Origin of the sequence: uncultured Campylobacter sp. (assembly GCF_938045345.1) — a bacterium.
In the GTDB taxonomy this organism is placed as follows: Bacteria; Campylobacterota; Campylobacteria; order Campylobacterales; family Campylobacteraceae; genus Campylobacter_B.
Window position 1 is genome coordinate 36,883 of record NZ_CALIMS010000058.1, and the last position, 25,659, is coordinate 62,541.

General features: G+C 48.6%; 25 protein-coding genes, 4 tRNA genes and 2 pseudogenes. 15 read left to right on the top strand and 16 right to left on the bottom strand.

What is annotated here, in order from left to right; genetic code table 11:
* Nucleotides 1-277 precede the first annotated feature (277 nt).
* Entirely contained in the window at nt 278-895 is a 618-nt protein-coding gene (locus Q0144_RS09955; protein ID WP_298063889.1) for a tetratricopeptide repeat protein, read from the bottom strand.
* Nucleotides 896-1,197: 302 nt separating this feature from the next.
* Between Q0144_RS09955 and thiH the strand changes: the two genes are divergently transcribed.
* The 4 genes from thiH (at nt 1,198) to Q0144_RS09975 (ending at nt 5,540) form a co-directional block, all read left to right on the top strand.
* Nucleotides 1,198-2,331, top strand: a complete 1,134-nt coding sequence (gene thiH, locus Q0144_RS09960) for a 2-iminoacetate synthase ThiH (RefSeq protein WP_298063891.1) — start codon at nt 1,198-1,200, stop codon at nt 2,329-2,331.
* Nucleotides 2,324-3,094, top strand: a complete 771-nt coding sequence (locus Q0144_RS09965) for a hypothetical protein (protein ID WP_298063895.1) — start codon at nt 2,324-2,326, stop codon at nt 3,092-3,094. Before thiH ends, Q0144_RS09965 begins: the two co-directional genes overlap by 8 nt.
* Complete coding sequence (locus Q0144_RS09970) at nt 3,088-4,344, top strand: thiamine phosphate synthase (protein WP_298063898.1); 1,257 nt, start codon at nt 3,088-3,090, stop codon at nt 4,342-4,344. Before Q0144_RS09965 ends, Q0144_RS09970 begins: the two co-directional genes overlap by 7 nt.
* Nucleotides 4,345-4,523: 179 nt before the next feature.
* On the top strand, nt 4,524-5,540 hold the full coding sequence (locus Q0144_RS09975; RefSeq protein ID WP_298063901.1) for a hypothetical protein: 1,017 nt from the start codon (nt 4,524-4,526) through the stop codon (nt 5,538-5,540).
* Between the two features lie 28 nt (nt 5,541-5,568).
* On the opposite strand, the gene Q0144_RS09980 is transcribed toward Q0144_RS09975, so the two are convergent.
* From Q0144_RS09980 to Q0144_RS10005, 6 genes and pseudogenes are all read right to left on the bottom strand, one after another.
* A complete protein-coding gene (locus tag Q0144_RS09980; protein WP_298063903.1) occupies nt 5,569-6,426 on the bottom strand; it encodes a DUF3108 domain-containing protein in 858 nt (285 codons plus the stop codon).
* Between the two features lie 609 nt (nt 6,427-7,035).
* Nucleotides 7,036-7,270 (bottom strand): annotated as a pseudogene (locus tag Q0144_RS09985) (helix-hairpin-helix domain-containing protein).
* A 214-nt stretch (nt 7,271-7,484) separates the two neighbouring features.
* Nucleotides 7,485-8,171 carry an orotidine-5'-phosphate decarboxylase gene (gene pyrF / locus Q0144_RS09990; protein WP_366111487.1) on the bottom strand — a complete coding sequence of 229 codons (687 nt, stop codon included), beginning with the start codon at nt 8,169-8,171 and terminating at the stop codon, nt 7,485-7,487.
* Nucleotides 8,172-8,854: 683 nt separating this feature from the next.
* Nucleotides 8,855-9,229: pseudogene (gene nusB, locus Q0144_RS09995) on the bottom strand (transcription antitermination factor NusB); the annotation flags it as partial.
* A gap of 1 nt (nt 9,230) precedes the next feature.
* On the bottom strand, nt 9,231-9,701 hold the full coding sequence (gene ribH / locus Q0144_RS10000; protein ID WP_298063905.1) for a 6,7-dimethyl-8-ribityllumazine synthase: 471 nt from the start codon (nt 9,699-9,701) through the stop codon (nt 9,231-9,233).
* Between the two features lie 36 nt (nt 9,702-9,737).
* A complete protein-coding gene (locus Q0144_RS10005) occupies nt 9,738-10,127 on the bottom strand; it encodes a hypothetical protein (protein WP_298063908.1) in 390 nt (129 codons plus the stop codon).
* A 190-nt stretch (nt 10,128-10,317) separates the two neighbouring features.
* Between Q0144_RS10005 and sodB the strand changes: the two genes are divergently transcribed.
* Nucleotides 10,318-10,941 carry a superoxide dismutase [Fe] gene (gene sodB / locus Q0144_RS10010; protein WP_298063910.1) on the top strand — a complete coding sequence of 208 codons (624 nt, stop codon included), beginning with the start codon at nt 10,318-10,320 and terminating at the stop codon, nt 10,939-10,941.
* A gap of 257 nt (nt 10,942-11,198) precedes the next feature.
* Here sodB and Q0144_RS10015 read toward each other — a convergent pair whose 3' ends face one another.
* The 5 genes from Q0144_RS10015 to serS form a co-directional block, all read right to left on the bottom strand.
* Nucleotides 11,199-11,780 carry a LysE family translocator gene (locus Q0144_RS10015; RefSeq protein WP_050715070.1) on the bottom strand — a complete coding sequence of 194 codons (582 nt, stop codon included), beginning with the start codon at nt 11,778-11,780 and terminating at the stop codon, nt 11,199-11,201.
* Nucleotides 11,781-12,227: 447 nt separating this feature from the next.
* Nucleotides 12,228-13,595: a sodium-dependent transporter gene (locus tag Q0144_RS10020; protein ID WP_298063913.1), complete on the bottom strand. Its 1,368-nt coding sequence runs from the start codon at nt 13,593-13,595 to the stop codon at nt 12,228-12,230.
* A gap of 9 nt (nt 13,596-13,604) precedes the next feature.
* Entirely contained in the window at nt 13,605-15,107 is a 1,503-nt protein-coding gene (rsfS, locus tag Q0144_RS10025) for a ribosome silencing factor (protein WP_298063915.1), read from the bottom strand.
* Nucleotides 15,104-15,889, bottom strand: a complete 786-nt coding sequence (locus Q0144_RS10030) for a hypothetical protein (RefSeq protein ID WP_298063917.1) — start codon at nt 15,887-15,889, stop codon at nt 15,104-15,106. Before Q0144_RS10030 ends, rsfS begins: the two co-directional genes overlap by 4 nt.
* A gap of 7 nt (nt 15,890-15,896) precedes the next feature.
* Nucleotides 15,897-17,147: a serine--tRNA ligase gene (gene serS / locus Q0144_RS10035; RefSeq protein WP_298063920.1), complete on the bottom strand. Its 1,251-nt coding sequence runs from the start codon at nt 17,145-17,147 to the stop codon at nt 15,897-15,899.
* A gap of 140 nt (nt 17,148-17,287) precedes the next feature.
* Between serS and Q0144_RS10040 the strand changes: the two genes are divergently transcribed.
* From Q0144_RS10040 to Q0144_RS10065, 6 genes are read left to right on the top strand one after another with little or no spacing between them, the layout of a single operon-like run.
* A complete protein-coding gene (locus Q0144_RS10040; RefSeq protein WP_298063923.1) occupies nt 17,288-18,037 on the top strand; it encodes a DUF4198 domain-containing protein in 750 nt (249 codons plus the stop codon).
* A 12-nt stretch (nt 18,038-18,049) separates the two neighbouring features.
* Complete coding sequence (locus Q0144_RS10045; protein ID WP_298063926.1) at nt 18,050-18,718, top strand: hypothetical protein; 669 nt, start codon at nt 18,050-18,052, stop codon at nt 18,716-18,718.
* Nucleotides 18,708-19,307 (top strand): cobalt transporter CbiM, encoded by a 600-nt coding sequence (cbiM, locus tag Q0144_RS10050; protein ID WP_298063929.1) that lies wholly within the window; start codon nt 18,708-18,710, stop codon nt 19,305-19,307. Before Q0144_RS10045 ends, cbiM begins: the two co-directional genes overlap by 11 nt.
* Nucleotides 19,304-19,945, top strand: coding sequence for a hypothetical protein (locus tag Q0144_RS10055; protein ID WP_298063931.1), 642 nt, complete (start codon nt 19,304-19,306; stop codon nt 19,943-19,945). The genes cbiM and Q0144_RS10055 overlap by 4 nt, the downstream gene beginning before the upstream one ends.
* Nucleotides 19,942-20,589, top strand: coding sequence for an energy-coupling factor transporter transmembrane component T (locus Q0144_RS10060; RefSeq protein ID WP_298063934.1), 648 nt, complete (start codon nt 19,942-19,944; stop codon nt 20,587-20,589). The genes Q0144_RS10055 and Q0144_RS10060 overlap by 4 nt, the downstream gene beginning before the upstream one ends.
* Nucleotides 20,586-21,362 carry an ABC transporter ATP-binding protein gene (locus Q0144_RS10065; protein ID WP_298063937.1) on the top strand — a complete coding sequence of 259 codons (777 nt, stop codon included), beginning with the start codon at nt 20,586-20,588 and terminating at the stop codon, nt 21,360-21,362. Before Q0144_RS10060 ends, Q0144_RS10065 begins: the two co-directional genes overlap by 4 nt.
* A gap of 55 nt (nt 21,363-21,417) precedes the next feature.
* Here the strand turns inward: Q0144_RS10065 and Q0144_RS10070 are convergent.
* The 4 genes from Q0144_RS10070 to Q0144_RS10085 all read right to left on the bottom strand — a co-directional run bounded on the left by Q0144_RS10070 (nt 21,418) and on the right by Q0144_RS10085 (nt 24,275).
* Nucleotides 21,418-21,494, bottom strand: a tRNA-Glu gene (locus Q0144_RS10070).
* Between the two features lie 160 nt (nt 21,495-21,654).
* The gene (locus Q0144_RS10075; protein WP_298063939.1) at nt 21,655-22,092 is read right to left on the bottom strand and encodes a PH domain-containing protein; all 438 of its coding nucleotides are present in this window, start codon (nt 22,090-22,092) and stop codon (nt 21,655-21,657) included.
* Between the two features lie 503 nt (nt 22,093-22,595).
* Nucleotides 22,596-23,636 (bottom strand): 3-deoxy-8-phosphooctulonate synthase, encoded by a 1,041-nt coding sequence (locus tag Q0144_RS10080; protein WP_298063942.1) that lies wholly within the window; start codon nt 23,634-23,636, stop codon nt 22,596-22,598.
* A gap of 51 nt (nt 23,637-23,687) precedes the next feature.
* Nucleotides 23,688-24,275: a transglycosylase SLT domain-containing protein gene (locus Q0144_RS10085; RefSeq protein WP_297881650.1), complete on the bottom strand. Its 588-nt coding sequence runs from the start codon at nt 24,273-24,275 to the stop codon at nt 23,688-23,690.
* Between the two features lie 128 nt (nt 24,276-24,403).
* Between Q0144_RS10085 and Q0144_RS10090 the strand changes: the two genes are divergently transcribed.
* The 4 genes from Q0144_RS10090 to Q0144_RS10105 all read left to right on the top strand — a co-directional run.
* Nucleotides 24,404-24,479, top strand: a tRNA-Val gene (locus Q0144_RS10090).
* 60 nt (nt 24,480-24,539) lie between these two features.
* Nucleotides 24,540-24,616: transfer RNA gene (locus tag Q0144_RS10095), tRNA-Asp, on the top strand.
* Between the two features lie 11 nt (nt 24,617-24,627).
* Nucleotides 24,628-24,703 (top strand) — tRNA-Lys (locus tag Q0144_RS10100).
* Nucleotides 24,704-24,941: 238 nt separating this feature from the next.
* The coding region (locus tag Q0144_RS10105) for a hypothetical protein (protein ID WP_298063945.1) at nt 24,942-25,659 on the top strand (718 nt) is incomplete at its 3' end.

The following is a 25,659-nucleotide window of genomic DNA, read 5'->3' on the forward strand; positions in this document are numbered from 1 at the left end:
TGGTTGCGCGAGCCGTGTTTTTTGCGCCGAATTTGCCTTTCTTGAGCCATAAATACATATCGCGCAAGGTTTTTGCGCCATGTGAGTTAAATTTTAGCGCGCTTTGTTAAGCCCTATGCCGAACGACCTAAATTCCGCACTTCGCTAGGCATCTTAAAGTGTAGTGGCGAAAAGTATAATTTGGCAGCGGTACAATGCGCGGCAAGCTCGGCGATGAAATTTTAAAATTTCATCGCGCCAAGTAGCCCGATCGAAAGAAGCCTTATTAATAAGCGGGCTATTTTAGTATGTCGTATTTGTCGCAGAATTCTTGTAAATAGTCTTTAAGGTAGCCGAATAGCCCTGGGTCATTTTTACCCATTTCGCAGGCTTTTTGATAGTATTGCGCCGCTCTTGCTCTGTCACTACCTGCTTCAAGGACTGAAGCGAAATTCCCGCACGCTACCCAGCTCCCCGCATCGCAGGCTCTTCTACCATACCCCATAGCCCGCGTTACATCTCTTTTTACCCCTTTACCATTTGCATACATATAACCTAAATTGTTGCAGCCATCCGCAAACTTACCGTCGCAAGCTTTATTATATAGTTCGACAGCCTTTTTATAATCTTTTTTTACCCCTTTGCCGTCGAAGTACATTGCTCCCAAATCCGAGCAAGCCATATAATCATTTACGTCACAAGCTTTTTTGTAAAAATAAAGCACTTTTTTATAATCCTTATCGGATGCGTTTGCTCCGAATACCGTTGGGTGTTTATAAAGGGTGCCAGCATAACCGCAGGCTTCAAGGTTGCCCGCTTCACATTTTTGCTCAAATTGTTTTCTTAACGATTGAAACTCCGTTTCACTAAAAGCCAAAGAGCCCAACAGGGCTAAACCTAAGATGATTTTTTTCATTCTTTCTCCTTTAAAATTTTTCGTATTATTTCATTTTTCGTAGTCAAATATTGTCAATTTACATAGCTAAAATTTTATTCGCCTCCTCGATTTAAGAAATTTCGCAAAATTATACCCCCCCCCCCTTAATAATCACTAAAATTTAAAATGCGAATAGGCGCCCCTCGTTTTGCAATTTTTTACCTAAATCCTGCTAAAATGCACCTTTAGACCAAATGATGAGAAATTTGCGCGGCAAGAATTTTCGCACAAAAGCGTGCCGCGTAAAATTTAAATGAAAATTTAAAAGGAAAATTTAAAAGATGAATAAAACCGGCTATTTAGCGGGCATGGAGGATATCGGAAGCGAGATGATGGAGCGCACGCTTGCTCTGCGCGAGGGCTTTTGCGAGGAGGCGAGCGAGGCTGACGTGCAAAGGGCGATCAGCACGAAAAACAGAGGTCTGCGCGATTTTGCGGCGCTACTAAGCGTGCGCGCAGGCGAGCATTTGGAGCAGATCGCGCAAGCCGCAGCGCGCGAGAAGGCGGCGCATTTCGGCAGCAACGTTGCCGTTTTCACGCCGATTTACATTTCAAACTACTGCGACAATCTCTGTGTTTACTGCGGCTTTAACTGCAAAAACAAAATCGCGCGCGCAAGGCTTGATGAAGCGCAGCTAAAGGCGGAGTTTGAGGCGATAGCGGCGAGCGGGCTAGAAGAAATTTTGATCCTCACGGGCGAGAGCGAGAAAAACAGCCCCGTACGCTACATCGGGCGCGCCTGCGAGCTCGCGCGGCAGTATTTTAAGGTGATCGGCGTCGAAATTTATCCGATAAATTCCGCTGATTACGCCTATTTGCACGCTTGCGGCGTCGATTTCGTCACCGTCTTTCAAGAAACCTACGATCCCGCACGCTACGCGCAGCTGCATCTTGCGGGCAACAAGCGCGTTTTTGCGTATCGTTTCGCAGCCCAAGAGCGCGCGATTAGAGGCGGTATGCGCGGCGTGGGCTTCGCGGCGCTTTTGGGGCTCGGGGACTTCCGCCGAGATGCCTTTGCCACGGGCGTGCACGCGTGGCTGCTTCAGCGCAAGTACCCGCGCGCCGAGATTGCCTTTTCGGTGCCGCGCCTGCGCCCGATCATCAACAACGACAAAATAAACCCGAAAGACGTCGGCGAGCGCGAGCTACTGCAGGTCATGTGCGCGTATCGACTGCTGCTGCCAAGTGCGCAGATCACGATCTCTACGCGCGAGAGGGCGGGCTTCCGCGATAATGCGATCAGGATCGCGGCGAGCAAAATTTCGGCAGGCGTAAGCGTCGGTATCGGCGGGCACAGCGAGCAGAGGGGCGACGAGCAGTTCGAGATCAGCGACGCGCGCAGCGTAAGCGAAGTCTGCGAGGCGATCCGCGCAGGCGGACTGCAGCCGCTAATGAGCGAGTATATCTATGTCTAAAAGCGCGGATATGCGAGCTTGCGCCGCGAAACTTCAGCACGAGAGGCTTGCTTCGGCGGCGAAATTTTTAGAATTTTATGCGGCGAAATTCTGCGCTCGCATGGGTAAAATTTGCAATGCCTTTTTAAGAGGCGAGATTTGCGGTGCGTTACTTGCGGGCAGATTTGGTGCCGCTAGACGCAGCAAAATTCGTAGCGCAAAATATGGTGCTGAGTTTTGCAGTGCTGCACGCCGCGATAAAATTTATGGCGTTATGGCGGATAATAAAATTTTAGGCACCGCGTTAGCGAACGTTAGGAATTCTGGACTCAAAAATGCGCGTGTAAATTTGAGGCCTAGGAACACATACGAGGATTTAAAATTTAAAGGTAGCGCAAATTTCGAGCCCGCGGGTGACGTAAATTTTAAATTTAAAAACGGCGCGAGCTTTGGGTTCTTATGCAGCGGCAACGCAAAGTCGATAAAATCTAATGGTTCGGCAGATGCTTTAAACCCTAGCGGCGCAAACAAAATTTTAGCCTCTGTCTGGACGGACAGAATTTTAAGCTCCGCCATCTCGGCTGTGGATTTAGTTTTCAATGCGGCGGCGAAGAATTTTATCTCTAGCGCGGAGACAGGGATTTTGGCTTCAATCCTGGTGAATGAGATTTTAAACCTTAGCGCTGCGGGTGAAATTTCAAAGCCAAATGCTACGGGCAAAATTTTAAACCTCAGTGCTGTGCCGCTCGCGGATTTTGGACCTAAAGGAGCGGGCGGATGCTAGATTTTGAGCTTGCTTCGCGCATTACGATCATCACAAATCGCGCGCTCTGCGGCGGCGAGACGGCACTGCTTGCGCGTATAGCGGATTTTGCCGCAACGGGCGTAGGCGAGATCGTTGTACGCGAAAAAGACTTGAGCGAGAAAGCTTACGCAGCGCTGTTTGGTAAAATTTTACGCGCCTGCGAGAACGGGTTTTGCACGGATACGGCTCGCTCGGACGGAATTTTCGCAGAGGAAGTTTGCGCGCGCACGATTCCGCATAAAATTTACGACGATCGAGCCTGCGCCGTCCAAGCCCTCGTAGGCGGATTGAACGCGAGCGCGGCCTACGCGGATAAAATTTCGCTCTACGAGCGCAACGAGGACAAAATTTTATTAAAAAAGCTCCATTTGGGCGGCGGCAGGAGCGAGCTTTGCGCGGATACAGCCTGTAGGCACGGTGTCGCTACAGATGAGATACAGTCTAAAAATTCCGCTCGTGTTTTAGATGAAATTTTGTCTGAAAATTTTACTAGCGCTGCAAACTGCGAGAATGATAGCGCGCCGGGTGAAATTTCGCTTCACGGTGTCGTATGCGAAACGAAATCCGCGACAGAAGGCGTATGGGGCACAGAAAATGCGGAAAGTATGCAGGGTGCGCAAAGTACAGAAAATGCGAATGATGTGCATAGTGCAAAAAATGCGGGGAGCTCGCGGAGCGCGCAGTATACGGAAAGCTCGGAAAGTATAGAGGGCGTAGAAAATTCACAGAGTGTGAAAGAGGCGGAAGGCTCGCAGAGTACGAAGGGCGCGCGGAGCGCAGAGAGTGCAAGGCGCTTGCCCGCGATCTTTGTGCATAATTTCGCGGATTTTGCGCTGAACGCGGGAGTGAGAAATTTATGGCTGCCGCTTGGTGTTTTGCGGAGCTTTAGCGCGGCGCACGGCGCGGAGTTTTTGCGTGCAAATTTCAAAAAACTGGTCGCTTCCTGCCACAGCGAGGCGGAGGCGCGCGAGGCGCTGGAGTTGGGCGCGAACGCGATCTGCCTAAGCCACATATTCGCGACCGATTGCAAGGCGGGGCTAGCGCCGAGGGGGCTAAATTTGATCCGCGCTGTGCGTGGGTTTTATGGCGGCGAAATTTACGCGCTGGGTGGCATAACGCCGCGAAATTTCGCCTCCGTTCTAAGCGCGGGAGCCGATAGGATCGCCGTTATGAGCTCAGCGATGGCAGTGCGGGGCGCGAGCGATTTCATAAGAAAATTTAAGAAATAAATCGATCCAAAAACGCAGTTTGTTTCCGTTGCCGCGCGCCTTGCTGCCGTCATTTCGCGCATGCGGCGCGATGCAAAACACATTTTAAATAAAATCAAAAGCTCACGAAATGGGCGCGATTTATTGCGATTTAAGCCCAAAGTTATAAAATACAAGCGATTTAAGCTTAAGGATATTTTTTGGATAAAGTGCGGCTTGAGGAATCTAAAAAGCTTCTAAACGAACAGCGCCGAAATTTAAAACAAAAGCTGCGAAAAGGCGCTAACGCTGACATCTTTGACGATACGGATTTCAGCGATACGGCGGATCGCAGATCATTAAATTCAAACGATGCAAATTTGAGTAGCAAAAACTTTAAAAATACGAATTTTGATCAAACAGACCCCAAATTGCAACCCGATTATCTTTGCGGCGCAAATTTCCGAGATAGAAATTTAAACGACATGAATTTAAACTCAAAAGATGAGGCAAAATTTCAAAATTTAAACCCGGGCGGTATTTCATCGCGGGGCGCTAAAACTCGTGATTACGACAAAGAGCCGATAATCATAAAAGACTATATGCCGATCGTAAATATTATAGCTATAGTAGCGTTGCTTTGTTTTGCTATGTTTATAAATTTAGTATTTAATATTCCCTATGATAGAAAAGTTGCGAATATTCTGCTTACTGGACCTTTGGTTGCTAGGGCTCTTAAGGGTTTTTCGCAGCATTACGGAAGGAAATTTATATTTTTAAACTCAAGCATAAAATGTATAAAATCAGGCGAGCAGCTCGTAATGAAATTTGATGATATTTTATATTTTAAAAAAACTTTCGCACTTGTTTATGAAAGCGAGACACGAAAATATACGGAAACGGAAAGAATCATAGGAAAAACCTGCCTTGCCATATACGTAATCGCTTATATTTATGGTGCGATATTTGATGATTCTATGATAGTTTTTATAATGTTATTTTGCTGCATGGGAGCGGTTATCTTTCTTTTCATACCGCAAATGATTTTTCATCTGTTTAAGGGCGGCTTATTTTCATGTAGGTTTGTCGATGCTTTAATTATAGACGCGCTTTACAATAAATTTTTTATATTTATCCCCACTAATAAAGAATATAACGAGCTTAAAAAATATATGAAACTAAAATTTAATAAAGATCTAGACGCGCCAAATTATCTTTTAAGAGTTAAAAATTTTTAACTCAGGCATTTTTCGAATTTACGAAGTCTCATTCCACGAGCCGCGCGCGGATGTCGCCGAAGAGCAGCACGTCCTTCAAAACGGCGCGATCGGCGTAACCGCGCTCGTTTAGACTCAGGTGCAGCTCGCCTCGGCTGCTCGAAAATATCGGCTGGTTTATGAAAACCACGTAAATCGCCGCAGCCTGCTTATCCGCGCCCGCGCCGCGCCCTTTAAAATTTGCGTCCGTTGCGCCGGTTTTCGTATCTGCTCCACTAGAGCTTGCGCTTGCCGTTGCGCTGGAGTTTGCATCCGCATCGCTAGGCGGCGCGACGCCAAGCTCGCTCGCGATATTTGCAGCGGCGCTTCCGCGCGGCCTTTCGATGTCGATCCTTCCGTCGGCGCTTTTTGCGCCCGCGGCTCGGACGAAAAATTTATCGCCCGAGTGCGGGATTTTAGAGAAATTGAAAAACAAACTCAGCAGGTCGTTCGTCGCAAAATAGGGCAAAATTTCATCGCTTACGAGCTGTAGCTCGCCGCCCGTGCCCTTGAACTTTTGAAATTTTATCGTTTTGCGCGCATAGTCGAAGGCGTAGGTTTTGCGCTCGTTTTTCGTCGTTTTGCCCTTTTTGCGCGAGACCTCGTGGACGTAGAGATCGGGCATCAAAAGCCCCGCCACGACGCGCCCCTTTGAGCGGAAGCTCTCGCGCCTTTGTCCGCTTAAGCTGCCCGCGACGCCCTGCGCAACGGCATCCATGACGATCTCGTAGCGATCGCCCTGCCGCACGAGCCGCGTGTTTGCGCTGCCGACCGCGCCGAAAACACCGAACGAAATCTCATATTTCGCGCTGATCGTCTCGCCCAAAAGCGCGCTCGCGCACAAAATCAAAGTAGCAAAAAATTTCATCCTTACCGTCCTTTCGCTTTGCGGCGCTCCATCATACGGCGCCCGTTAAATTTACACTCTGCGCCACTCTATTGTATTGTGCTCGTAAAACTCGCGCGATAATCTGCGCCGCGTTCGTAAAATTTACCATAAAAAGCAAAACTCGCGCCGCCTATTTCATTTTCTCCATAGTGCGATTATTGAATATCGGCCACCACCGCTCGCCGTCGTGAAAGGCCGCGCCGTGTGCGCCTAAAGACGCCGACTGTCGCCGCTTTTATATTTATGGCGCGTATACGGCTTGGCGCGCGCTTGCCAGAAATCGGAGCGATTTTATATTTCGTGCAGGCTGCTTCATCGCAAAGCGTGCCTGTGAATAAAATCAAAATTTCATATTGCGGCTATGTTTGTACTTTGCGCTAGCCGCTACGCCACGCCCGTTAAATTTACGCTCTTTGCGCCGCTTTATCGCATTGTGTTCGTAAAGCTCGCGCTTAAAATTTGCGCCCGTTCATGCGCTTGCTAGCTTGTACTTCCGCGAGGCGCCGTTTTGTGCTGCAAATACAGCCTTATCGGTCGTTAGTAAATCCGCTCAAATTTAAACGACTTGCGCGGGTCAAATTTGAAAATTTAATCCTTCCAAAGCCACCATTTCAGCTTGGCTTTGTCGGGACGGGGCGTGCTGGCGTAGTAGCTGGCCTCAGTAAACGTAGAGGATGCATCTGCCGCGCCCGAGCGCCTTTGTACGCCCATACATCTCGTCTGGATCCGCGCCCTTTAACGAAGCGATGCCCTCGTAGCCTAGCGCCAACAGATCTGATTCGGTCGCCTCGCCGACATAGGGGATTTTCTTAAAATCGCTCAAATTTACCTCAATTTTCGTTTAAGCTCCGCCAAACTCGCCGCTTTAAATGAAATTTTAAATTTCATTTGTGCGCTACGAAGCTTGCCAAATTTTATCTCGCCGCCTTGTCGGCTCGCCGCTCAAGCCGCACTCGCGCGATGATTTAATTAAAATTCTCACACTCAGAAAACTGGACTAAAATAATTTGAGACTAATTTTTACGCAAGCTTTGGCGCTAAATTTGATCCAAAATCCGCTCGCAAATTTCGCGCGGGTTTTGTGCCTGATAGATCGGGCGACCGACTACTATAAAATCAGCCCCCGCTTCGTGCGCGACGCCTAGATCCGCCACTCGCTTTTGATCTGTCACGCTCTCGCCAAACGGCCTTACGCCCGGGCAAAGCGTGATAAAATTTGCGCTCGTGGCGTCCTTGATTAGGCGGCTCTCGAACGCCGAGCAGACCATGCCGTCAAGCCCCGCTTCATAGCTCATCACGCTAAATTTACGCACCGCGTCGCTTAAATTTTGCTCGTAAACCGCGCTAAATTCCGCCTGATCAAAGCTAGTTAGCGCCGAAACCGCGATCACTAGCGGGCGCGAACCGAGCTTGTCCAGTCGCTCCATAATCGTAGCCATCGCGCGTTTGCCGCTGCTTGCGTGCACGTTTATCATATCAACGCCGAGTTTAGCGATCTCCTCGGTGGCGTCGGCCATCGTGTTTGGGATGTCGTAGAGCTTTAGATCGAGGAAAATTTTAAAATTTCCGAGTTTTTTTAGCTCCTCAACGAATCCCGCACCGTCGCGCAGATAGGCTCGCAAGCCCACTTTTAGCCAAATTTTATCCGAAAAGTCCGCAAGCCCCTCCGCTAGCTGTAAGCACTGCTGCTTTGAGCCCAGATCAAGCGCGACGCAGAGCTTCACCGTTTATCCTTGCCGCGTACTGCGCCTTTGTTGCCAACGGGTCTTTTCGAGAGAGCGCCTCTGCCGTCCGTAGGTCTTTTTGAGACGGTGCCTCTGCCGTCCGCAGATTTTTTCGGCGCGATAGAGCTTTTGCGCCCAGCGCTACTTTTCGGCGTAGTATTTTTACCAGAAGTGCCCTTTTTTGGTGCAGCGCTTTTGCCGACTCTGAAATTTCTATCCGCGCCCTCTTTTTTTGGCGCGGCGTCTTTGCCTCGTTCGCCTGCCTTAAAATTTTTGCCTCGCTCGCCCGTTTTGAAATTTTTGCCCGTTTTCTCCGTCTTAAATTTATCTCCGGTCTTGAAATTTCTCTCCGTTTTAAATTTTTTGCTCGCGGTGGATTCGGATTTTTTTGCGGACGCGCTGCGAGTTTTCAAATTAGCGGGCTTTTTAGACGGTCTACTTCTGCTCGCCGTAGAATTTTTCAGCGTGCCGCTCCTCTTTGCCTTAGTAAAATTTTCCGTCTCGCCGTCTGAAGCTGTAGGGATGAAATTTTTCGCCGCATCGTTCGTATCTGAAACAGCGGAATTTCTCACCGCAGCGGGCTTGGAATTTTCGCTTGCCGTCGAGGATAGCTCGGAATTTACGCTTGCTGCCGTATTCGGCTTGGAAATTTTATCCGCCGCGATGTTTACGGGGCTATCTTTTAGCGCGTCCAGCACGCCGTTTATAAATCTTGGCGAGATGCCAAGCTCCTTGGCGGAGTTGATCGCTTCGTTTATGACGATGCCCGCGTCCGTGTCCGTAAAGCGCAACTCGTACGCCCCAAGCCGCAGTATCGCGCGCTCCAGAGCCGAAATTTCGGCGAGCTTGAATTCCTTTAAATTTTCATCTATCAGTGCATCGACCGCGGCAAGATTTTCGCTAGCGCCGTGCAGAAGCGCCAGAGTCCAGTTGCGCTGCTCGTTGCGAATGCGCTTTTCTTCCAGATATTCGTCCGCAAAGTCCTCGCTGCCGCCGTTCATATCTTTAGAGTAAAGCAGCGAGATCGCAGCGAGCCTGGCTTGGTGTCTGGTGGCCATTTTACGCCTTTATGTTGCGAAATAGACTTAGAAGCTCGATCGCGCCGCTCATCGCCTCAAAGCCCTTGTTACCGGCCTTTGAGCCTGCTCGCTCGATCGCTTGCTCGATATTATCGGTAGTCAGCACACCGAAAGTCACGGGAGCGCCGTATTTTAGCATGGTATTTGCGATACCTTTGCTTACCTCGGCGCTTACGTAGTCAAAATGCGGAGTAGAGCCGCGGATCACCGCACCTAGGCAGACGACGGCGTCGTAGAGCTTGGAAGCTAGCGCCTTTTCAAGCGCGAGCGGGATCTCAAAAGCGCCCGGCACCAGCATCAGGCTTAAATTTTCCTCCTTGCCGCCGTGGCGCAAAAACGCATCGTGCGCCCCCTCGACTAGGCGATCGGTGATGATGTGGTTGAAGCGGGCGTTGATGATTAGGATCTTTTCGCTGCCCTTAAGAGCAAGCGAGCCTTCGATGATTTTCATGGTTTTCCTTTGCGTTAAATTTAGCGCTAAGCTTAGCTAAATTCGCCAAAATTCTAAATTAATTTCAGCATCGCGGCGCTTGAAATTATGAGAAATAACAGGCGCTTTGCGCGCAGAAATTTTCTCGCGGTGGATGAATACGCCCAGCATCACGGCGCCGATCGTGCCGATACCTGTGCATAAGCTTAGCGTGAATATAAAAAATATGCGAAGCAGGCTAATCTCCAAGTCCTCTTTTAGCGCGATAGCAGTTTCAAGAAAGACGATAAAAAGCGCGCCGAGCCCCGTGTCTAGGACGTATGCGAGCACCGCGCTATGTATTAAAAGCAAGCATAGATATAAAAAGCTCACAATCGCGCAGATGACGGTAAATAGCCGCTCGTGCGCACCGGCAGCGCGCTTAAGCCCGTACGTCCGGTCGCACATAAAAAGCGCTCCGATGAGGATGAAAGCAAAGCTTTGGCGTTAACAAACCGCCTAAATTTTAAATTTAAAGTGCGATTAAGATGGCTTAGATTGAAATTCGTCTTAAAATTAATCCTAAATAATAAATTTTATTATTCGTTTAGAAATTTTAGGCTATAATCGCTTCAAAATTCATTTCAAGGAGAGAAAGATGTTTAAACTTAGAGAGTTGCCGTTCGATGCGGCGCACAACGCGGTCGTAAGCAAAGAAACCTGTGATTATCACCACGGCAAGCACCACGCGACCTATGTGGCAAATTTGAATAAACTTACCGAATCGGGCGAGTTTGCGGGCAAGGGGCTTTACGAGATCGTAACGGCTGCTAGCGACGGGCTTTTTAATAATGCCGCGCAGGTTTACAACCACGATTTTTACTGGGATTGCATCGCAAAGCCTAGCGAGCCGTCTGTGGAGCTAAAATCGGCGCTGGCGGAAAATTTCGCGGATTTTAAAAGCGAGTTTTTGGCTGCTGCTACGGCGCATTTCGGCTCGGGCTGGGTGTGGCTCGCTTACGATCCGAAATCAGGCAAGCTTTGCATCAAAGCGACCCAAAATGCCGCCACGCCGGTGACCGAGGGGCTCGTGCCGCTTCTAGTCGTGGACGTTTGGGAGCACGCGTATTACATAGATGAGCACAACGCGCGCCCGAAATATCTGGAAAAATTCTACGAGGGCATCAACTGGGAGTTCGTCTCAAGCGCCTACGAATGGGCTAAAAAAGAGGGTCTCGGCTCTGTGAAATTTTATATGGGCGAGCTTCACGGCAGAGATTAAATTTTAAAATTTAAGCGCACGCGGCGAGGCGATGCTACACAAAGCCAAAACCGCCTAAACGCGCTGTAGGTTCGTTGCGGACGATAATTGCCGCGACGTTTAGCGTACGCGATCGATCGCTTAAAATTTTAACTCAAAGCTAACGGCTAAATTTCGGGATTTATTCTCGGAATTTAGCCGCAGCAATACCACTTTTCAATCTATCTTTTAAATTTAAAAATTTCATCAAAGCTCGGGCGCTAAATTTAATCAAAATTTTAGCCCAAAATCATCCACAGCCCGATCGCACACATCAGTACCGAGCAGAAAATTTCGAGGTATTTCAAATGGGTTTTCAGAAGATTTTTTAGCACAGCTCCGCCCAGCGCGTAGATGCTAAGGCAGATACTTTCGCTTACGCACAGCGTAGCGACGAGGGCGAAGGTGCGCGCGCCGAAAAGGTTGTCCGCGTCCAAAAACGGCGGAAAGAGTGCGGTGAAAAATATCCACGCCTTGGGGTTTGAGACTGCGACTACGAAGCCTTGTAGGAAGATATTTTCGCTGCGCTTTTGTTTTTGCAGCTTAAAATTTCCGCGCGCTAAAAAGGTCGCGACGCCCAGATAAAAAATATACGCGCCGCCTAAAATTTTAATCGCGCTAAGCGCCGCAGGGTGCGCAAGCAGAATGCCCGCGACGCCGAATATACACGCAAGCGCCACGAGCGTGACGCCCAGCACCTGCGCGAGTAGCGCGGGCAGCGCCTTAAGATAGCCGCGCGCGATGCCGAGATTTAGCGCGTAGGTCATGTTGATGCCCGGCATCAGCGATATCGGAAAGATCGTAAGAAAAAATAGAAGCATTGCAAACCCCTAAATTGCGGCTAAATTTTAAATTTTATCTCTCGCGATACGGCGCCGCTGCGATAGATTTTAAAATTCTAAAATTTAACGCGCTGCGCTGAGGCGAATAAAATTTTAAAATTCCGCCGCGCCGCCCCCAAGCTTTTCTTGGGGCGGGAAGGGGGCTTGGATTGCGAGATCGCTCCCCTTCCCGTCCCAAACCCCACCTAACCCCCGACGACGCTTTACAAGGGGCAGGCTACGCCTGCGCTGAATTTATATTATAACTGCGGTGCGGTGTCTCGCACCTAGTCGCAAGACCGCCGTGCCGCAAGTTTCAATACAATGTGCCGCACCGCGTAAAAACCCACGCCGCAGTGTGTGGTGTAACAGAGCGAATGAAAATTTAAAATTCCGCCGCACCAGCCGCGGGTAAATTTAAAATTTAAAACTCTCGCGGTTTTAAATTTAGCCGAAAATCCCGTATCCGAAGATCACCGCGATGATAAGCGGCAGGATAAATTTGACGTACAAAAACCAAACTCCCGCGAGCCTCGCGCTCAAATCGCCTTCGTTGGTGAGCTCGTAGATCGCGTCCTTTTTCAGCACCCAGCCCACGTAGATGCAGCACAGCAGCGCCGTTAGCACGAAAAATACGTTTGCGCTTACGAAGTCGAAGGCGTCAAAAACCGAGCGCCCCAGAATTTTAACGTCCGCAAGCACGCTGCTTGAGAGTATGCAGGGCAGGTTGCCGAGCACGAAGACGCTGCCGAGCGTTAAATTTACCGCCTTTAGCGTTGAAAAGCCGAAGCGCTCCTCGACGAAATTTATGATGACCTGATAGATCGTGATCGACGTCGTAAGCGCGGCGATGAGCAAAATCGAGAGAAAGACCACCGCGACGGCGTTGCCGAACGGCATGTGCGAAAACGCGATCGGCAGGCTCTTAAAAACCAGCGACGAGCCGCTGCTCGGCTCAAGCCCCGCGCTAAAGAGCGATGGGAAGATCATAAAGCCCGCAAGCACGGCGATGAGCGTGTTTACGACCGCGGTGATGGTGGCCGTTTGCATCAGCTTCTCGTCTTTATTAAGGAAGCTAGACAGCGTGATCATCACGCCGAATCCGAGCGAGAGCGCGAAAAAGACCTGTCCCAAAACGTCGATCAAAAGCTTAGGCGTGATCTTTGCAAAATCAACGCCGAGATAAAATTTCACGCCCTCCTTTGCGCCTTCTAGCGTTAAATTTGTAAGGATCACCGCGATGAAGCACAAAAATAGCGCGGGCATTAGAAATTTTACGAATTTTTCGATCCCCTCGATGATGCCGTTTTTCAAAATGTACCAGTTGATCGCTATGAAAACGATCGTGTAAGCTCCGACGCCGAGCGGGTTATTTTCGATGTGATCTGCGTAGAATTTCTGCGTGAATGCGGGGTCTGTGATCCGCGCGGAGAGGTCGAAGTTACCGCTTACGATGTTTACGATGTAGGTTAGCACCCAGCCGCCAAGGACCATATAGTAGGCCAAAATTCCAAACGCGCCGATTACGCCCATGATGCCTACGATCTTCCATACGGGCTTTATGCGTGAGCCGTCCTTTTTAGGCGCTGCAAAGGCATCGACGCAGTTTCTTAGCGCGCGGCGTCCGATGACGTTTTCTACCAAGATCATCGGGATTCCAAGCACGATCATCGCGATGCAAAATATGAGCACATAGGCGCCACCACCATTTTCGCCGACTAAATACGGAAACCTCCACGTACAACCAAAGCCGATCGTGGCGCCCGCGACGGTTAAAATATATGTGAGCTTGCTGCTCCAGGTCTGTCTCGGCACGCTCCCTCCTTAAAATTGCTCTTTTTTGAGCTTGTCGAGGAAGTCCTCGATATTGTATTTGGCGCGGTAAGTCTCGCTGATGAGATGGACTATGATGTCGCCGAGATCGACGACGCTCCACTCATCGCCGCTTTCGATAGCCAAAAACTCCTCCCCAAGCGGCTTGAGCACGCTTTTTAGCTCCTCGATGAGCGAGGCTGCGTGGCGGGCGGTCAGCATAGTGGCGATAACTACGAATTTCGCAATATATTCGCGCCCCTCCATATCGATGATCTGGACGTCTTCGGCTTTCTTTTCGTTTAAAATTTCGGCGATCTTTTCCGCCCTTTGCTTTGGATCTTGCATATCTTTCCTTTTATAAAATTTTATGACCTCTGCTGCGATCTTGGGCGGGATTTCGCCTTTGAAATCTCGCCTAAAACCGCTTGAGCTCGCATCTACGGCAATCTCGATCCGCTTTAGACCCGTCCACTGCCGCGGGATCTCGTAGCCGGGCCGCGTAAGCACGACAAACTCCGCCATTTTCTGCAGCTCGCCAAAATCGCGCCATTTATGAAGCTCGGCTAGGTTGTCGGCGCCCACGATGATGTAGAGCTTTGAGACTGTATCCGTGCCGCTTGCACTATTTGCTTTGCTTGCTTCATCTGTACTGCTCACATCGCTCACATCGCTCACATCGCTCACATCGCTCGCGTCATCTGCGCCGCCTGTGTCACCTGCACTATTTGCGCTACCCACGAAATTTGCGCCGCCTGCGTCAGCCATGCAATTCGCATTGCCGCTTGAAATTTCGCTTGTGCTTGGAATTTTGTCCGCAATGGCATTTAAAATTTTGCTCACATCGTTTGCGCTACCCGCCTTATTTCTACCGTCGGCCGAAATCTCACCCGCCTTGCTTTGCGAAATTCCGTCCATTTCGCTTTTGCTACCAACCAAAATTTGATCCGCCATTCCGCCCTGCAGAGCTTCGTTTTTTGCGTTGGCAGAGATACTTACTCTATCCGTATTAACGGCGGTGCAGGCATCGTCGCTTGAAATTTTAGCTATGCCGCACGGCAAAACCATATCTGCCTTGCCGGGTAAAATTTTGCCCGCGCTGCCCGAAATATGAGTATCGGCGCAAATTTCTCTCGCGATATTTGCGCCGTTAGATAAAGCCCTATCCGTTACGGCTGTCGGGGTTTCGCTTGCCGCGGCTGCCGTCTCCGCCGCGATTTTGCCGTTTCCGCCGTATTTTTCGAGCAGAAATTTCACGCTTTGTATCGTGGGTACCGAGTGGTTTTGCGAAATTTCATAATCGCTCACCTCCACGTGCGGGGCGTCGCTCCACAGCGCACGGCACCATCTAAGCCGCAGCTGCGGCGGCGCCGAAAAGCTCTTTTTAAACGGGTTTAGAAATGACGGCATTATGACCAGCAAATCGGGCTTTAGGCTTGATAAAATCGCCCTTACCGCGGCTTCGTGTCCTGCGTGCGGCGGATCGAAACTGCCGCCGAAAAGCGCGATCTTCACGCGTCCGCTCCGTGCCGTTTTGCGCCGTAAAGCTTCTCATCCTTCGCCGCAAATTCTGCGGCATAAAATTTTGCGCGGCACAATCTTGCTTTATGAAATTTCATGTCGCAAAATCCTGCTTCGCTAAATTTTGTTTCAAAAGATCCCGCATTTTGCGGCGCGGTAAATTTAAAGGGCGCGGCGCAAAGGCTAGAATCGCGCTGTAGCCCTTTTGCGGCGACAAATTTGAAAAGCGCGCCGCCGTGGAATTTTACCCCGCCGAATTTCGCTGCGTCAAATTTCATTTTAAGCTCTAAATTTGGCGTCCGGGACCTCATCTCGCTAAATTTCGCGCCGTGAAATTTAGCCGCATAAAATTTTGCGGTGCGAGCTAAAAAATCGGTCTCGCGCAATTCTGCTTTGTAAAATTTGACGCTGCGCTCCCTAAATTTAGACTTGCAGAATTCCGTGCCGCGAAAGGTTGCCCCTAAAAATTCTGTTCCGCAGGTCGCAAAATTTGCACCATTAAATTTCTCGACATTAAATTTAAAATGCGAGTACCGTGATTGTGGAATTTGTCGCGCATGAAGAAGCCTTTCATTGCGAAATTTAAAATCGCGAAGCTTGGCATCGTGCGCCTCAGGTTTTGCGCCGCAAAATTTCGTGCTACCAAATTTTGTTGCAAAAAATCCTGCGTTTTGCAGCGCAAAAAATTTAACGCCGCGATCCATAAATTTTACCGCGCAAGACCCAGCGGCTGCGAAGCGGGCGTTAGAATTTGGGTTTTTCCAAAGCTTTCGCACGGGCCGCCTACATATATTTTTCTAAAACGCGCGGAATTTCGATGCTGCCGTCCTTGCGCTGGTAGTTTTCCATCACCGCGATCAGCGTGCGGCCGACCGCGAGCGAGGAGCCGTTTAGCGTGTGAACGAGGCTGTTTTTCTTGCCGTCTTTGAAGCGGATCTTGGCTCTGCGCGCCTGAAAATCGCGGCAGTTGCTGATCGAGCTGATCTCTCGGTATTGGTTCTGTCCCGGTAGCCAAACCTCCAAATCCACGGTCTTTGCGGCGCTAAAGCCCAGATCGCCGCTGCAAAGCAGCATATGCCTGTGCGGAAGACCTAGGCTAGCTAGCAGATCGCTCGCGCATGAAATCATCTCCTCAAGCATCTTTGCGCTATCCTCTGGGCGCGTGATGGCGACGAGTTCGACCTTTTCGAACTGGTGTTGGCGGATCATGCCGCGCGTATCGCGCCCCGCCGAGCCCGCTTCCTTGCGAAAGCAGTGGCTGTAGCTGGTGAGCTTGATCGGCAGCTCCTCGCTGCGTAAAATTTCATCGTTAAAGAGATTCGTCGCCGTAACCTCGCTCGTAGGGATGAGGTAGAGGTTTTGCTCCTCGTCGTCAACGCGGTAAAGATCGTCTTTAAATTTAGGCAGCTGACCCGTGCCGTAGAGGATCTGATCGCGTACCAAAAACGGCATATTTACGAGCTCGAAGCCGCGCGAGTTGTTAAATTCGATCATGTAATTGATGAGAGCCATATTCAGTTTTGCGCCAAGACCTCGGATCGCGGTGAAGCGGCTGCCGCTGAGTTTGACGCTGCGCTCGAAATCAAGCCATCCCAGCGCCTCGCCGAGCTCGAAGTGCTGCTTGGGCGCGAAGTCGAACGTGCGCGGCTGCAGGACCTTTTTGATACAGACGTTTTCGTTCTCGTCCGCACCGATCGGCACGTCGTCGTCGATGATATTCGGCACGCACGCGGCGATCGCTTCTAGGCTCTGCTCGCGCTCGTTTACGAGCTCGCTTAGGCTTTGGATCTTTTGCTTGTTTTCCTCAAGCTGCGATTTTAGCGCGCCTACGTCCTTACCCTCGCGCGCGGCGAGGCCGAGCTCCTTGCTCTTTGCGTTTTGTACGGCTTGAAGGTTTTCAAGATCGCTCTTTTTAGATTTTAGCTCGTTGTAGGCATCTAGCAGCGTTTGTAGGGTCTGCGGCGGGACTTTTTTGGCGATAAGTTTTTTATTAAATTCGTCGAAATTCGTCTCGATAAGTTTTAAATTTATCATTTTCTGCCTCTTTTTGGTAATTTAAATTGCGACATTTTAACCAAAGTTTGCTTTAAATACTCAAAATAAACCCACATTTAAGCAATACGGATGAAAAAAAGTGATACAATTCCGTAATATTTTATTATGAAAGGTATTACATGAAGGCAAAATTTGCTTTTTTAGGAATTTTCGCGGCGAGCCTTGCGTTCGCACATTTCGGCGTTCTTACGACGGATAAAAATGTCGTAGAGGATCAAAAAGACGCTATCGTGAAGCTAAATTTGGAATTCTCCCATCCGTTTTTGCAGGAGTCTATGAATCTACAAAAGCCCGCAGAATTTGGCGTTTTTATTGATGGTGAGAAAAAATCGCTCCTAGGCAGCCTAAAAGAGCAGAAAAAGAGTGAAAATTCCTATTTCACGGCGGAATTTAAAGCTGACAAGCCATCGCTTTTGGCGTTTTATTTCGATCCGAAACCCTATGCCGAGCCGGCTGAGCGCAAGATGATCCGCCATATCACCAAAACCTACGTCGATGCTTACGGCGCGGGCGAAGGCTGGGATAAGCCGCTCGGGCTAGAGGCGGAGATCGTGCCGCTAGTGCGGCCTTATGCGCTGTATGCGGGAGAGATATTTAGCGGAGTTTTTTTACTGCACGGAAAGCCCGTTCCGGGCGCGGACGTGGAGATCGAGCTATATAACGATAAGGGCTACAAAGCCCCTAGCGAGGCGCATGTCACACAGGTCGTTAAAACCAACGGCGCGGGCGAGTTTAGCTTCGTAATGCCGGTTGCCGGCTGGTGGGGCTTTGCGGCTCTTAGCGAGGAGGAAGCCGCCAAAGGAAGCGAGCAGCCCGTAAATGAGCTGGGAGCCGTGCTTTGGATCAAAGCAGACGAGTTGAAAAAGTAGGGGAGCGGCTCGGTGAGATCTCTTTTTTTGGGCGAAATTTGCGTCGCTGCGGATAAATTTAAATTTACGCTTGAGCGGAGCTTTGAAATTTTATTTTCGCGCGTTTTGCTTGGCGACGTAAAATTTCCATCGAATTCTGCAGTTAAAATTTTAAATGGCAAAATTCCGCCGTGTAAAATTTTAAGTAACGAAGCTCTGCTGCGTAAAATTTCATATCCGTGGTTTTATGAGCGTAAAATACCCACGCGCAAAATTTCGTTTTTTGAAATTTTGCAAACTCCGACTTTTAAAATTTCGCAAGCTCTGTTTTACCGCATAAGCATCGCACCAAGATCGCTCGGAGCCTCAAATTTTGCGTCGCGAAATCCATTTGCCGCTCCTGCAAATGTAGCAAACGAAAATTTTTGCGCCATGCGAGCTGTAAAATTTATCAAATTTACTGGTTCCGCAAGCAGCTCCGAGACCGTTCCGAGTCTTGCGCTGACAGCCGCCGCAGATAGGACGCAAGCCGCGAGTTTTACAGCCGCAAATTTTGCCGCGACTAAAGCTGCAAAGGAAAAACCTGTAGCAATCAAGGCAATTATCGCAAAGGTCACAAATGCCTTAAATTTAACTAGCTCCCGCGTTTTTGCGCGTCTAAAAAACGGGAGCGATTTAAAGGAGGCGAGCCGTGCACATTAGCGAAGGAGTTTTGAGCGCGCCCGTGCTGCTTGCCGGCTGGGCGGTTACGACGCCTGCGGTAGCGGCGATTTTATGGCGCGTAAGGCAGTCTGAAATCCCTAGGATCGCATGTTTTAGCGCGCTATTTTTCGTCGCCTCTTTCGTGCACCTGCCCGTGGGCGTCAGCTCCATGCACCTGATGCTAAGCGGGCTCGTGGGCGCGTTTTTGGGCTCACGCGCGATCTTGGCGATTTTCGTTGCGCTGTTTTTGCAAGGGGTGTTTTTCGGCTTCGGAGGGCTTAGCGTGCTAGGCGTAAATACCACAGTCATCGGCTTTCCAGCGGTTTTGGGCGGGCTCTTTGCCGCCGCCGCAAAAGCGCAAGAGCTAAAAGTGCGCACGCAAAAAATTTATCTGTTTTTAGCGGGTTTCGTGCCGATCGTCTGCTCGATGCTGCTTCTTGATCTCGTGCTTTTCATCAGCGGGCGGGAGTTTTTTGCTATCGCGACGCTCATCTCGCTCGAAGGCGCAATTCTAGCTGTTTTGGAAGGGATCATCACCCTTTTTGCGCTTAGCTTTATTGCGAAATTTTACGGCGGACAAAGGCGATGAGAGCACTATTTTTCTTAGCGGTTTTGAGCTCTTTTGCATTTTCGCATGCGCTTCATCTTTTCGCGACGCAAGAGGGCGATAGAGTGGCGATTTATAGCTATTTTTATAAAAATTCTCCCTGCATGGAGTGCGAAGTTTTAATCAGTGCGGACGGGCGCGAAATTTTGCGCACTAAGACCGATAAAGAGGGACTTGCGAGCATACGAATACCCGCTAAAAATTTTACTATTCAAATTTACGGAGGTGCAGGGCACGGTGCACAGATGGAATTTAGCGCCGAGGACTTTACACCGCAGGATTCCGGTGATCCTGAAAATTCCACGCCACAAAATTCTGACGTTTCTGAAAATCCTATGCCGCAAAATTTGAACGCCGCTAAAAATTCCGCGTCCGAAGACAGCGCGTCCGAAAATATCGTGCCGAAAGCTAGTACGCCTGAAAATAAAATTTCAAGCACTTCCGAGCCTTTGGAAAATTCCGCCTCGCGAAGCATCTTGCCAAAAGAAAGCCCTAAGGGCGATATTAGGAGCCTGGCGTTTCAAAGCCAGTCCGCCGAGGCGCCTAAAATCGCGCTTTGTTTGGCCTTGATTTTCGGCTTTTTTGGCTTAATGTGGCTAGCGAAAAGAGCGCGCAAATGAGCCCCGCCGTATCACTGCTCGCGTTTTTCATCTTCAGCTTCGGCGTCGGACTTAGCGGACAGCTTTACGCAGCGTTTTTTGCCCCGCCGCTACTTCTTTTTGCGCTTAAAATTTCGATTGCGCGTGCGGTCTGCACAAGGCTTGCAGTATTAAATATCTTTGCTATTTTAAGCGCGTTAAGCCCCGCCATAGTCGGCAACTACGAGCTTGCGGGTGTGATATTTTTGCGCGCGAATTTGATAATGGCGTTTGCGATTTTGCTATTTTACGGCAAGGATGAATATTTTTTCGCGCGCGGATTTTACGGGCTCGGGCTCGGCGAAAAGCTAAGCTCTTTGGTGTATTGCTGCGGGCGATTCGTAAATTTTTTACGCTCTGATCTAGCGAGGCTGCAAGCACTTTTGCGGATGCGCGGATTTGTAGGGACGAGCGGAATTTTCACCTATAAAATTTATGCAAATTTAGTTGGGATTTTAGCGATTTCGGCGCTTGAGCAAGCAAGAAATTTAAGCCTGGTGATGAGCGCGCGAGGGTTTTGCGGTAGGCTATTTTACGAATGTCGCGAGGGCTTGAGCGTCTCGGAGGCCTCGTTTTTGGCGTTCGTGCTGGCGTGCGTATCTGTTAAAATCGGAGCTATCTTATGAGCTGCTCGCTTAAGGCGCTGGATTTAAGCGCTAAAAACGGCGAGCGAGAAATTTTTCGCGGTGTAAATTTGAGCGTAGGGCATAAGGAAAAAGTGGCGATTTTGGGCGCGAACGGGCAGGGCAAGACGAGCCTGCTTCAAATTTTAGGCGGCCTAAGGCAATGGGGCGAGGGCAAGATCGAGCTTTTCGGAGAGAAGCTTGAGTGTGTGGAGGATTTTGTAAAATTTCGCCACGAGATTGGGTTTTTGTTTCAAAACAGCGACGATCAATTCTTGTGCGCGAGCGTGTTTGAGGACGTCGCATTTAGCCTGCGTGCGCAAAATGAGCGGTTAAAACGAGCACGAAATGTGGAGAAAAGACGTGGAATTTTTTCTAAATTTTTTGGTCGTAAGGCGGAAATTTTAAGGCAGGGCAGCGAAAACGACCATCTAAAAAAGCTTGAAATTTTAAGCGAAGAGCAGATCGAGCGTAAGGCGCTGGAGACGCTACGGCGCCTGGGAATCGAGCATCTGTGCGAGCGGGTGCCCTTTCATCTAAGCGGCGGCGAAAAAAAGCTGGTGGCGCTTGCGGGCGCTCTGGTGTGCGAGCCTAGGATACTGCTACTGGACGAGCCTACGACGGCGCTTGATGAAGCGATGCAGGAGCGCGTGGCGGGGATTTTAGCGGAGCTTGACGTAAGTGAGATCATTGTCTCGCACGATAAAAGTTTCATCGATAAAATCGCGGATAAAATCTATTATTTGAAATCGGACGGCTTGTATGAAAGCCCATGATAAAATCATAGATAAATTTATCGTTTAAAATCAAGAGGCTTGTATAAGTCCATAATGGCGACCCTTGCGGGATTTGAACCACGCGTTTTCGCACTGAGAATGCAACGTCCTGAGCCACTAGACGAAAAGGTCAAGAAGCCGCATTATAGCGACAAAAACAAAATTTTAGATAAAATGCCGGCGGCGGTGCAAGCATAAATCGCTTGGAATTTTAAAAGCCGGCGCGGCATAGAGTAAAATTTGCAACGTAAAATTTTATGATTTGGCTGAAATTTTATATGCAAGACGGAGTCTAGCCGATCTTTTCCATCGCCTTGTTTTTAAACGCTACAGGATTAGCGATAAATTGGAAGCTAACCGCGGTGCCGCCGGTGCCTCGCACCACTATGGTGCCGAATTTTAAAATTCGTCCCAGGATACTCTGCATTACGGAAATGCTTTCGATTTTTTCATATTTTAGTTCCACCGTTTCACGGCTAATAAGACCCTTTTTGCCGATTATACGTTGATTCGTGATAGCGAGCTCGTTTGTTTTTAAAACAATAAACCCGTGAATTAGCGCCGCTATAAAACCGCCAAAGCATATGAATGAAAGTCTATCGTCTTTATTTATGATTCCAACTATCGCGGGAATCAATATGACGATAGCGGAGATAAAAACCGCCCAGTGAATTTTGGCTTTAGCAATCACATTTTCGCTATTTAGAAGGTTAGACTCTACGTAACCCATAAATATCCTTTAAAAGAATTTTAGGCTTGAATTATATCCCCGCCTCATTAATCTTGACTTAAATTTTATGCGGCGGCAGCTCGTGTAATGCGGATTGGGCAATCGGAATTTGTGCGTAAATTTAGATTAAATTTTACTTTGTCGGCTGCGAAATTCAGCGCAAAATTTATGGTTAAATTCTGCGCACTAGGCTTTTAAAATTTTAAATTTAGCGCAGCGAAATTGCCCCGCTCGCGGCCTGGCGATCGCCCTATGCCGCATAAATTTTATCAAAGCCCCCGAAGTTTAGTGAAGCTCGCAGAGTAAATTTATAAATGCGCTAAATTTTATCGCAATACATTTGAAATTTTTAGCGCGCGATATGCAAACTCGCTGCGCTTGAAGCACGCCCTTGCATATAGAATTTATTAGCGCAAAGTACGAAAATCGGCTAGCGTGCGCAGCGAAGCGAAATTAAAATTTAAACTCGCTAGCCTAAATTTGAAATTTTGCAGCCGCCCACTCTAAAATCCGAGTGCTTTTTGAATCGCGAGCGTCTGCGCTACGACGCGCTCGAGCTGCTGCAAATTTAGCATATTCGGCCCATCCGAAAGTGCGCGAGCGGGATCAGGGTGCGTCTCGTAAAAAAAGCCGTCCACGCCCACGGCCGCCGCCGCTCGTGCAAGGTACGGCACGAAGTGCGAGTCGCCGCCGCTCGTAGCGCCGATACTAGGCATCTGCACGCTGTGCGTCGCGTCAAAAATAACCGGTGCAAACTCGCGCATAATCGGCAGCGAGCGCATATCGACGATCAAATTTCCGTAGCCGAAGGTGCTGCCGCGCTCGGTGAGCCAAACGCCGTAGCGGCGCGCCAGATCGTGCATCCCTTCGTCGCTTGGCTGCGGGGCGCTTTGAGTAGAATTTACGGCGTTTGAAGCATCGCAAGCATGGGTGGAATTTTGCGCGTTCAATCGTGCACCGCAATAATTTTGCGCGTCTAATGCCGAAGATCCGCTATCTGTACTGCTTCGAGCATCGCTTTGCGCGCTGTAAATTTCGGTATCGCTAGAGCAGGCGCTGTTTTGAGCGGCCTTTGTATCGCTAGATGCCGCGCCGCTTTGCGGGGTATAAGCCCGCGCACCGCGGGTTTGCAGCACCTTTTCGACGCTGTGTTTCATCGCCTGCGGCGATAGAAACTGACCTTTTTTGATGTTTACTACCGCTTGCGTGCTGGCTGCAGCGACGAGCAGGTCGGTTTGGCGGCACAAAAACGCTGGTATTTGCAGTACGTCGGCGACGCGCGCGGCGGGCTCTGCCTGGTAGCTTTCGTGGATGTCGGTTAAAATTTTATAGCCGAACTTCTCCTTTACTTCAGCTAAAATTTCGCAGCCGCGCTGCAGCCCCGGGCCGCGGAAGCTTGAGATGCTGGTGCGGTTGGCTTTATCGAAGCTGCTTTTGAAGTAAAATTCCACCCCGCTCATTTCGTTAAATTTGCGCAAACTTTCCGCGACTTGCATTATTAGCTCGCGACTTTCGATCACGCAGGGTCCTGCGATCAGTATCATGAAATATCCTTTTTTAAAATTTGCGCGATTTTAGCGAAATTTTACTAACTCTTAATAGGGCTTGCCGAAAAATTTCTCGTAATGCTCGTAAAAGCGCTTGTAGTAAGGGTTTGAGTAGCGCTTGCGCATGCCGTAGTTGTAGCACTCAATCGTGTCTTTTATATTTTTATTTTTGGCGTTCCAGCATTTGCGCAGGATTTTGGCGCATTTGGTGAGGTTGTACATCGGGTTGAATATATAATCGATCTCATTTTGGCTGAAATTTACGGCGTTTAGCTGCCCGAGCCCCACGTCGATGCTAAAGCCGTCCTCGTACAGATACTTGGCGATCTGCACGGCGTAAATTTCGTTTGCCGGTATTATCGTAACGACCCATTTGCTGGAATTTAGGCTATAGTTGCTCGTTTTGATGCGGATATTTTGATTGCGCAGGCCTGCAAAATAATCGGCATTTGCTTTATTTGTCAAAAAGGAGATCGTGTAGGGCTCGAAGTCGCTTTCAATTTTGACGATGGTGTAGAGGATCTCGGGCTTGACGCCTTCATTTTGCGCTACTGCGGCGATGGCGTTTACGATCTCGTTCGGCGAGTAAGCGGGGGCTTGAAGCGCTAAAAACAGGGCGAAAACCAACTTTTTCATCTAAATTTACCGAGCCTTTGATAAAATTTTATGTCGCAAGTATAGCACAATTTCAGTCTTTTCATCATTGTTTAAGTGAAAATTAATCGTATTAGATATATAATTACATTTCTTTTTTAAACCCAAACGGTCGCTTAGCTCAGCTGGTAGAGCGCCACCCTTACAAGGTGGATGTCGCAGGTTCGATCCCTACAGCGACCACCATTTTGAAATCCTTGGATTTCATGCTTCTTTAGCACTTGTGTTGCGAGTGTGATTTTTGGTGCGACGGTAGTTCAGCTGGTTAGAATGCCGCCCTGTCACGGCGGAGGTCGTGGGTTCGAGCCCCATTCGTCGCGCCACTTCTTACGATGTCTTGCTAGCTCAGTAGGTAGAGCATCTCACTTTTAATGAGGGGGTCGTTGGTTCGAATCCAACGCAGGACACCATCTATCAAATTTTCCCCCTATTTTTAGTTTTTTGATTTTTTTAAAGGCCCTGTTTTACGGCTTTTTCAAATTTTTTCAAAAAAATTTCAAATGCTAAAAACGCTAGATTATACAGGTAGTTTAAGAGAAACTACTATATATTAAAAAATGTATAGTAGCTCTTAAGCTTGTTAAACTCTTTGGAAACTTTTATAATTTGTCCTATGAAACTATATGAAATTTTAAAGGACAAGCAGTTATGAAGGTTTTTTCTAAGATTAAAGACGATCCGGCTTTTAAAACAGACCCCGATAAAGTTATCAGAAATTTCTCCCTGCCTCATCGCAAAAACACTATGGTAGAAATGATAGATGAGCATATAGCAGTTAGATTTTACCGCTCATTTACTAAAAAGGGAGAGCAAACAATCCATAGGCACTATCACTATTGCATAGGCGGCAAGCTGATTAAGTCTTTAGGTAATGCAGATGAGATAAGCTTAAGTGAAGCCAAAGAAACTCTTAAAGGTTTAATGATAGATAATTCTGCTAAGCTGACTCCTGCTAAAAATACTCTGGCAAGCGTTTATAGACAGTTTCGTAGACATAACGGCAATGTTGCATTAGCAACCTCTAAAAGACGAGATATGAGCTTTAAAGCTTTAAAGGATATTTGCGACAAAGATATAAACAAGATAAGCAAAAAGGATATTATGCCGATACTGGATTATTATTACGATAATGAGAAGTATGCCTCCTTAGAAATTTTATTCAAACTTATTAAAAGACTGTTCCGATATGCTCGCATAAGAGATATTTCCAAAAATCCATTATTTGCAGAAGAGGTGTTTAAGGACTTTTATAATATACCTCGCCATAGCGAATACCCATATATAAAAGATGACTTGGATTTAACCGTACTTATTAAATTTATCATGAACTATCCTCATCAAATAGGTGTTAAGAATGCTTTGATCT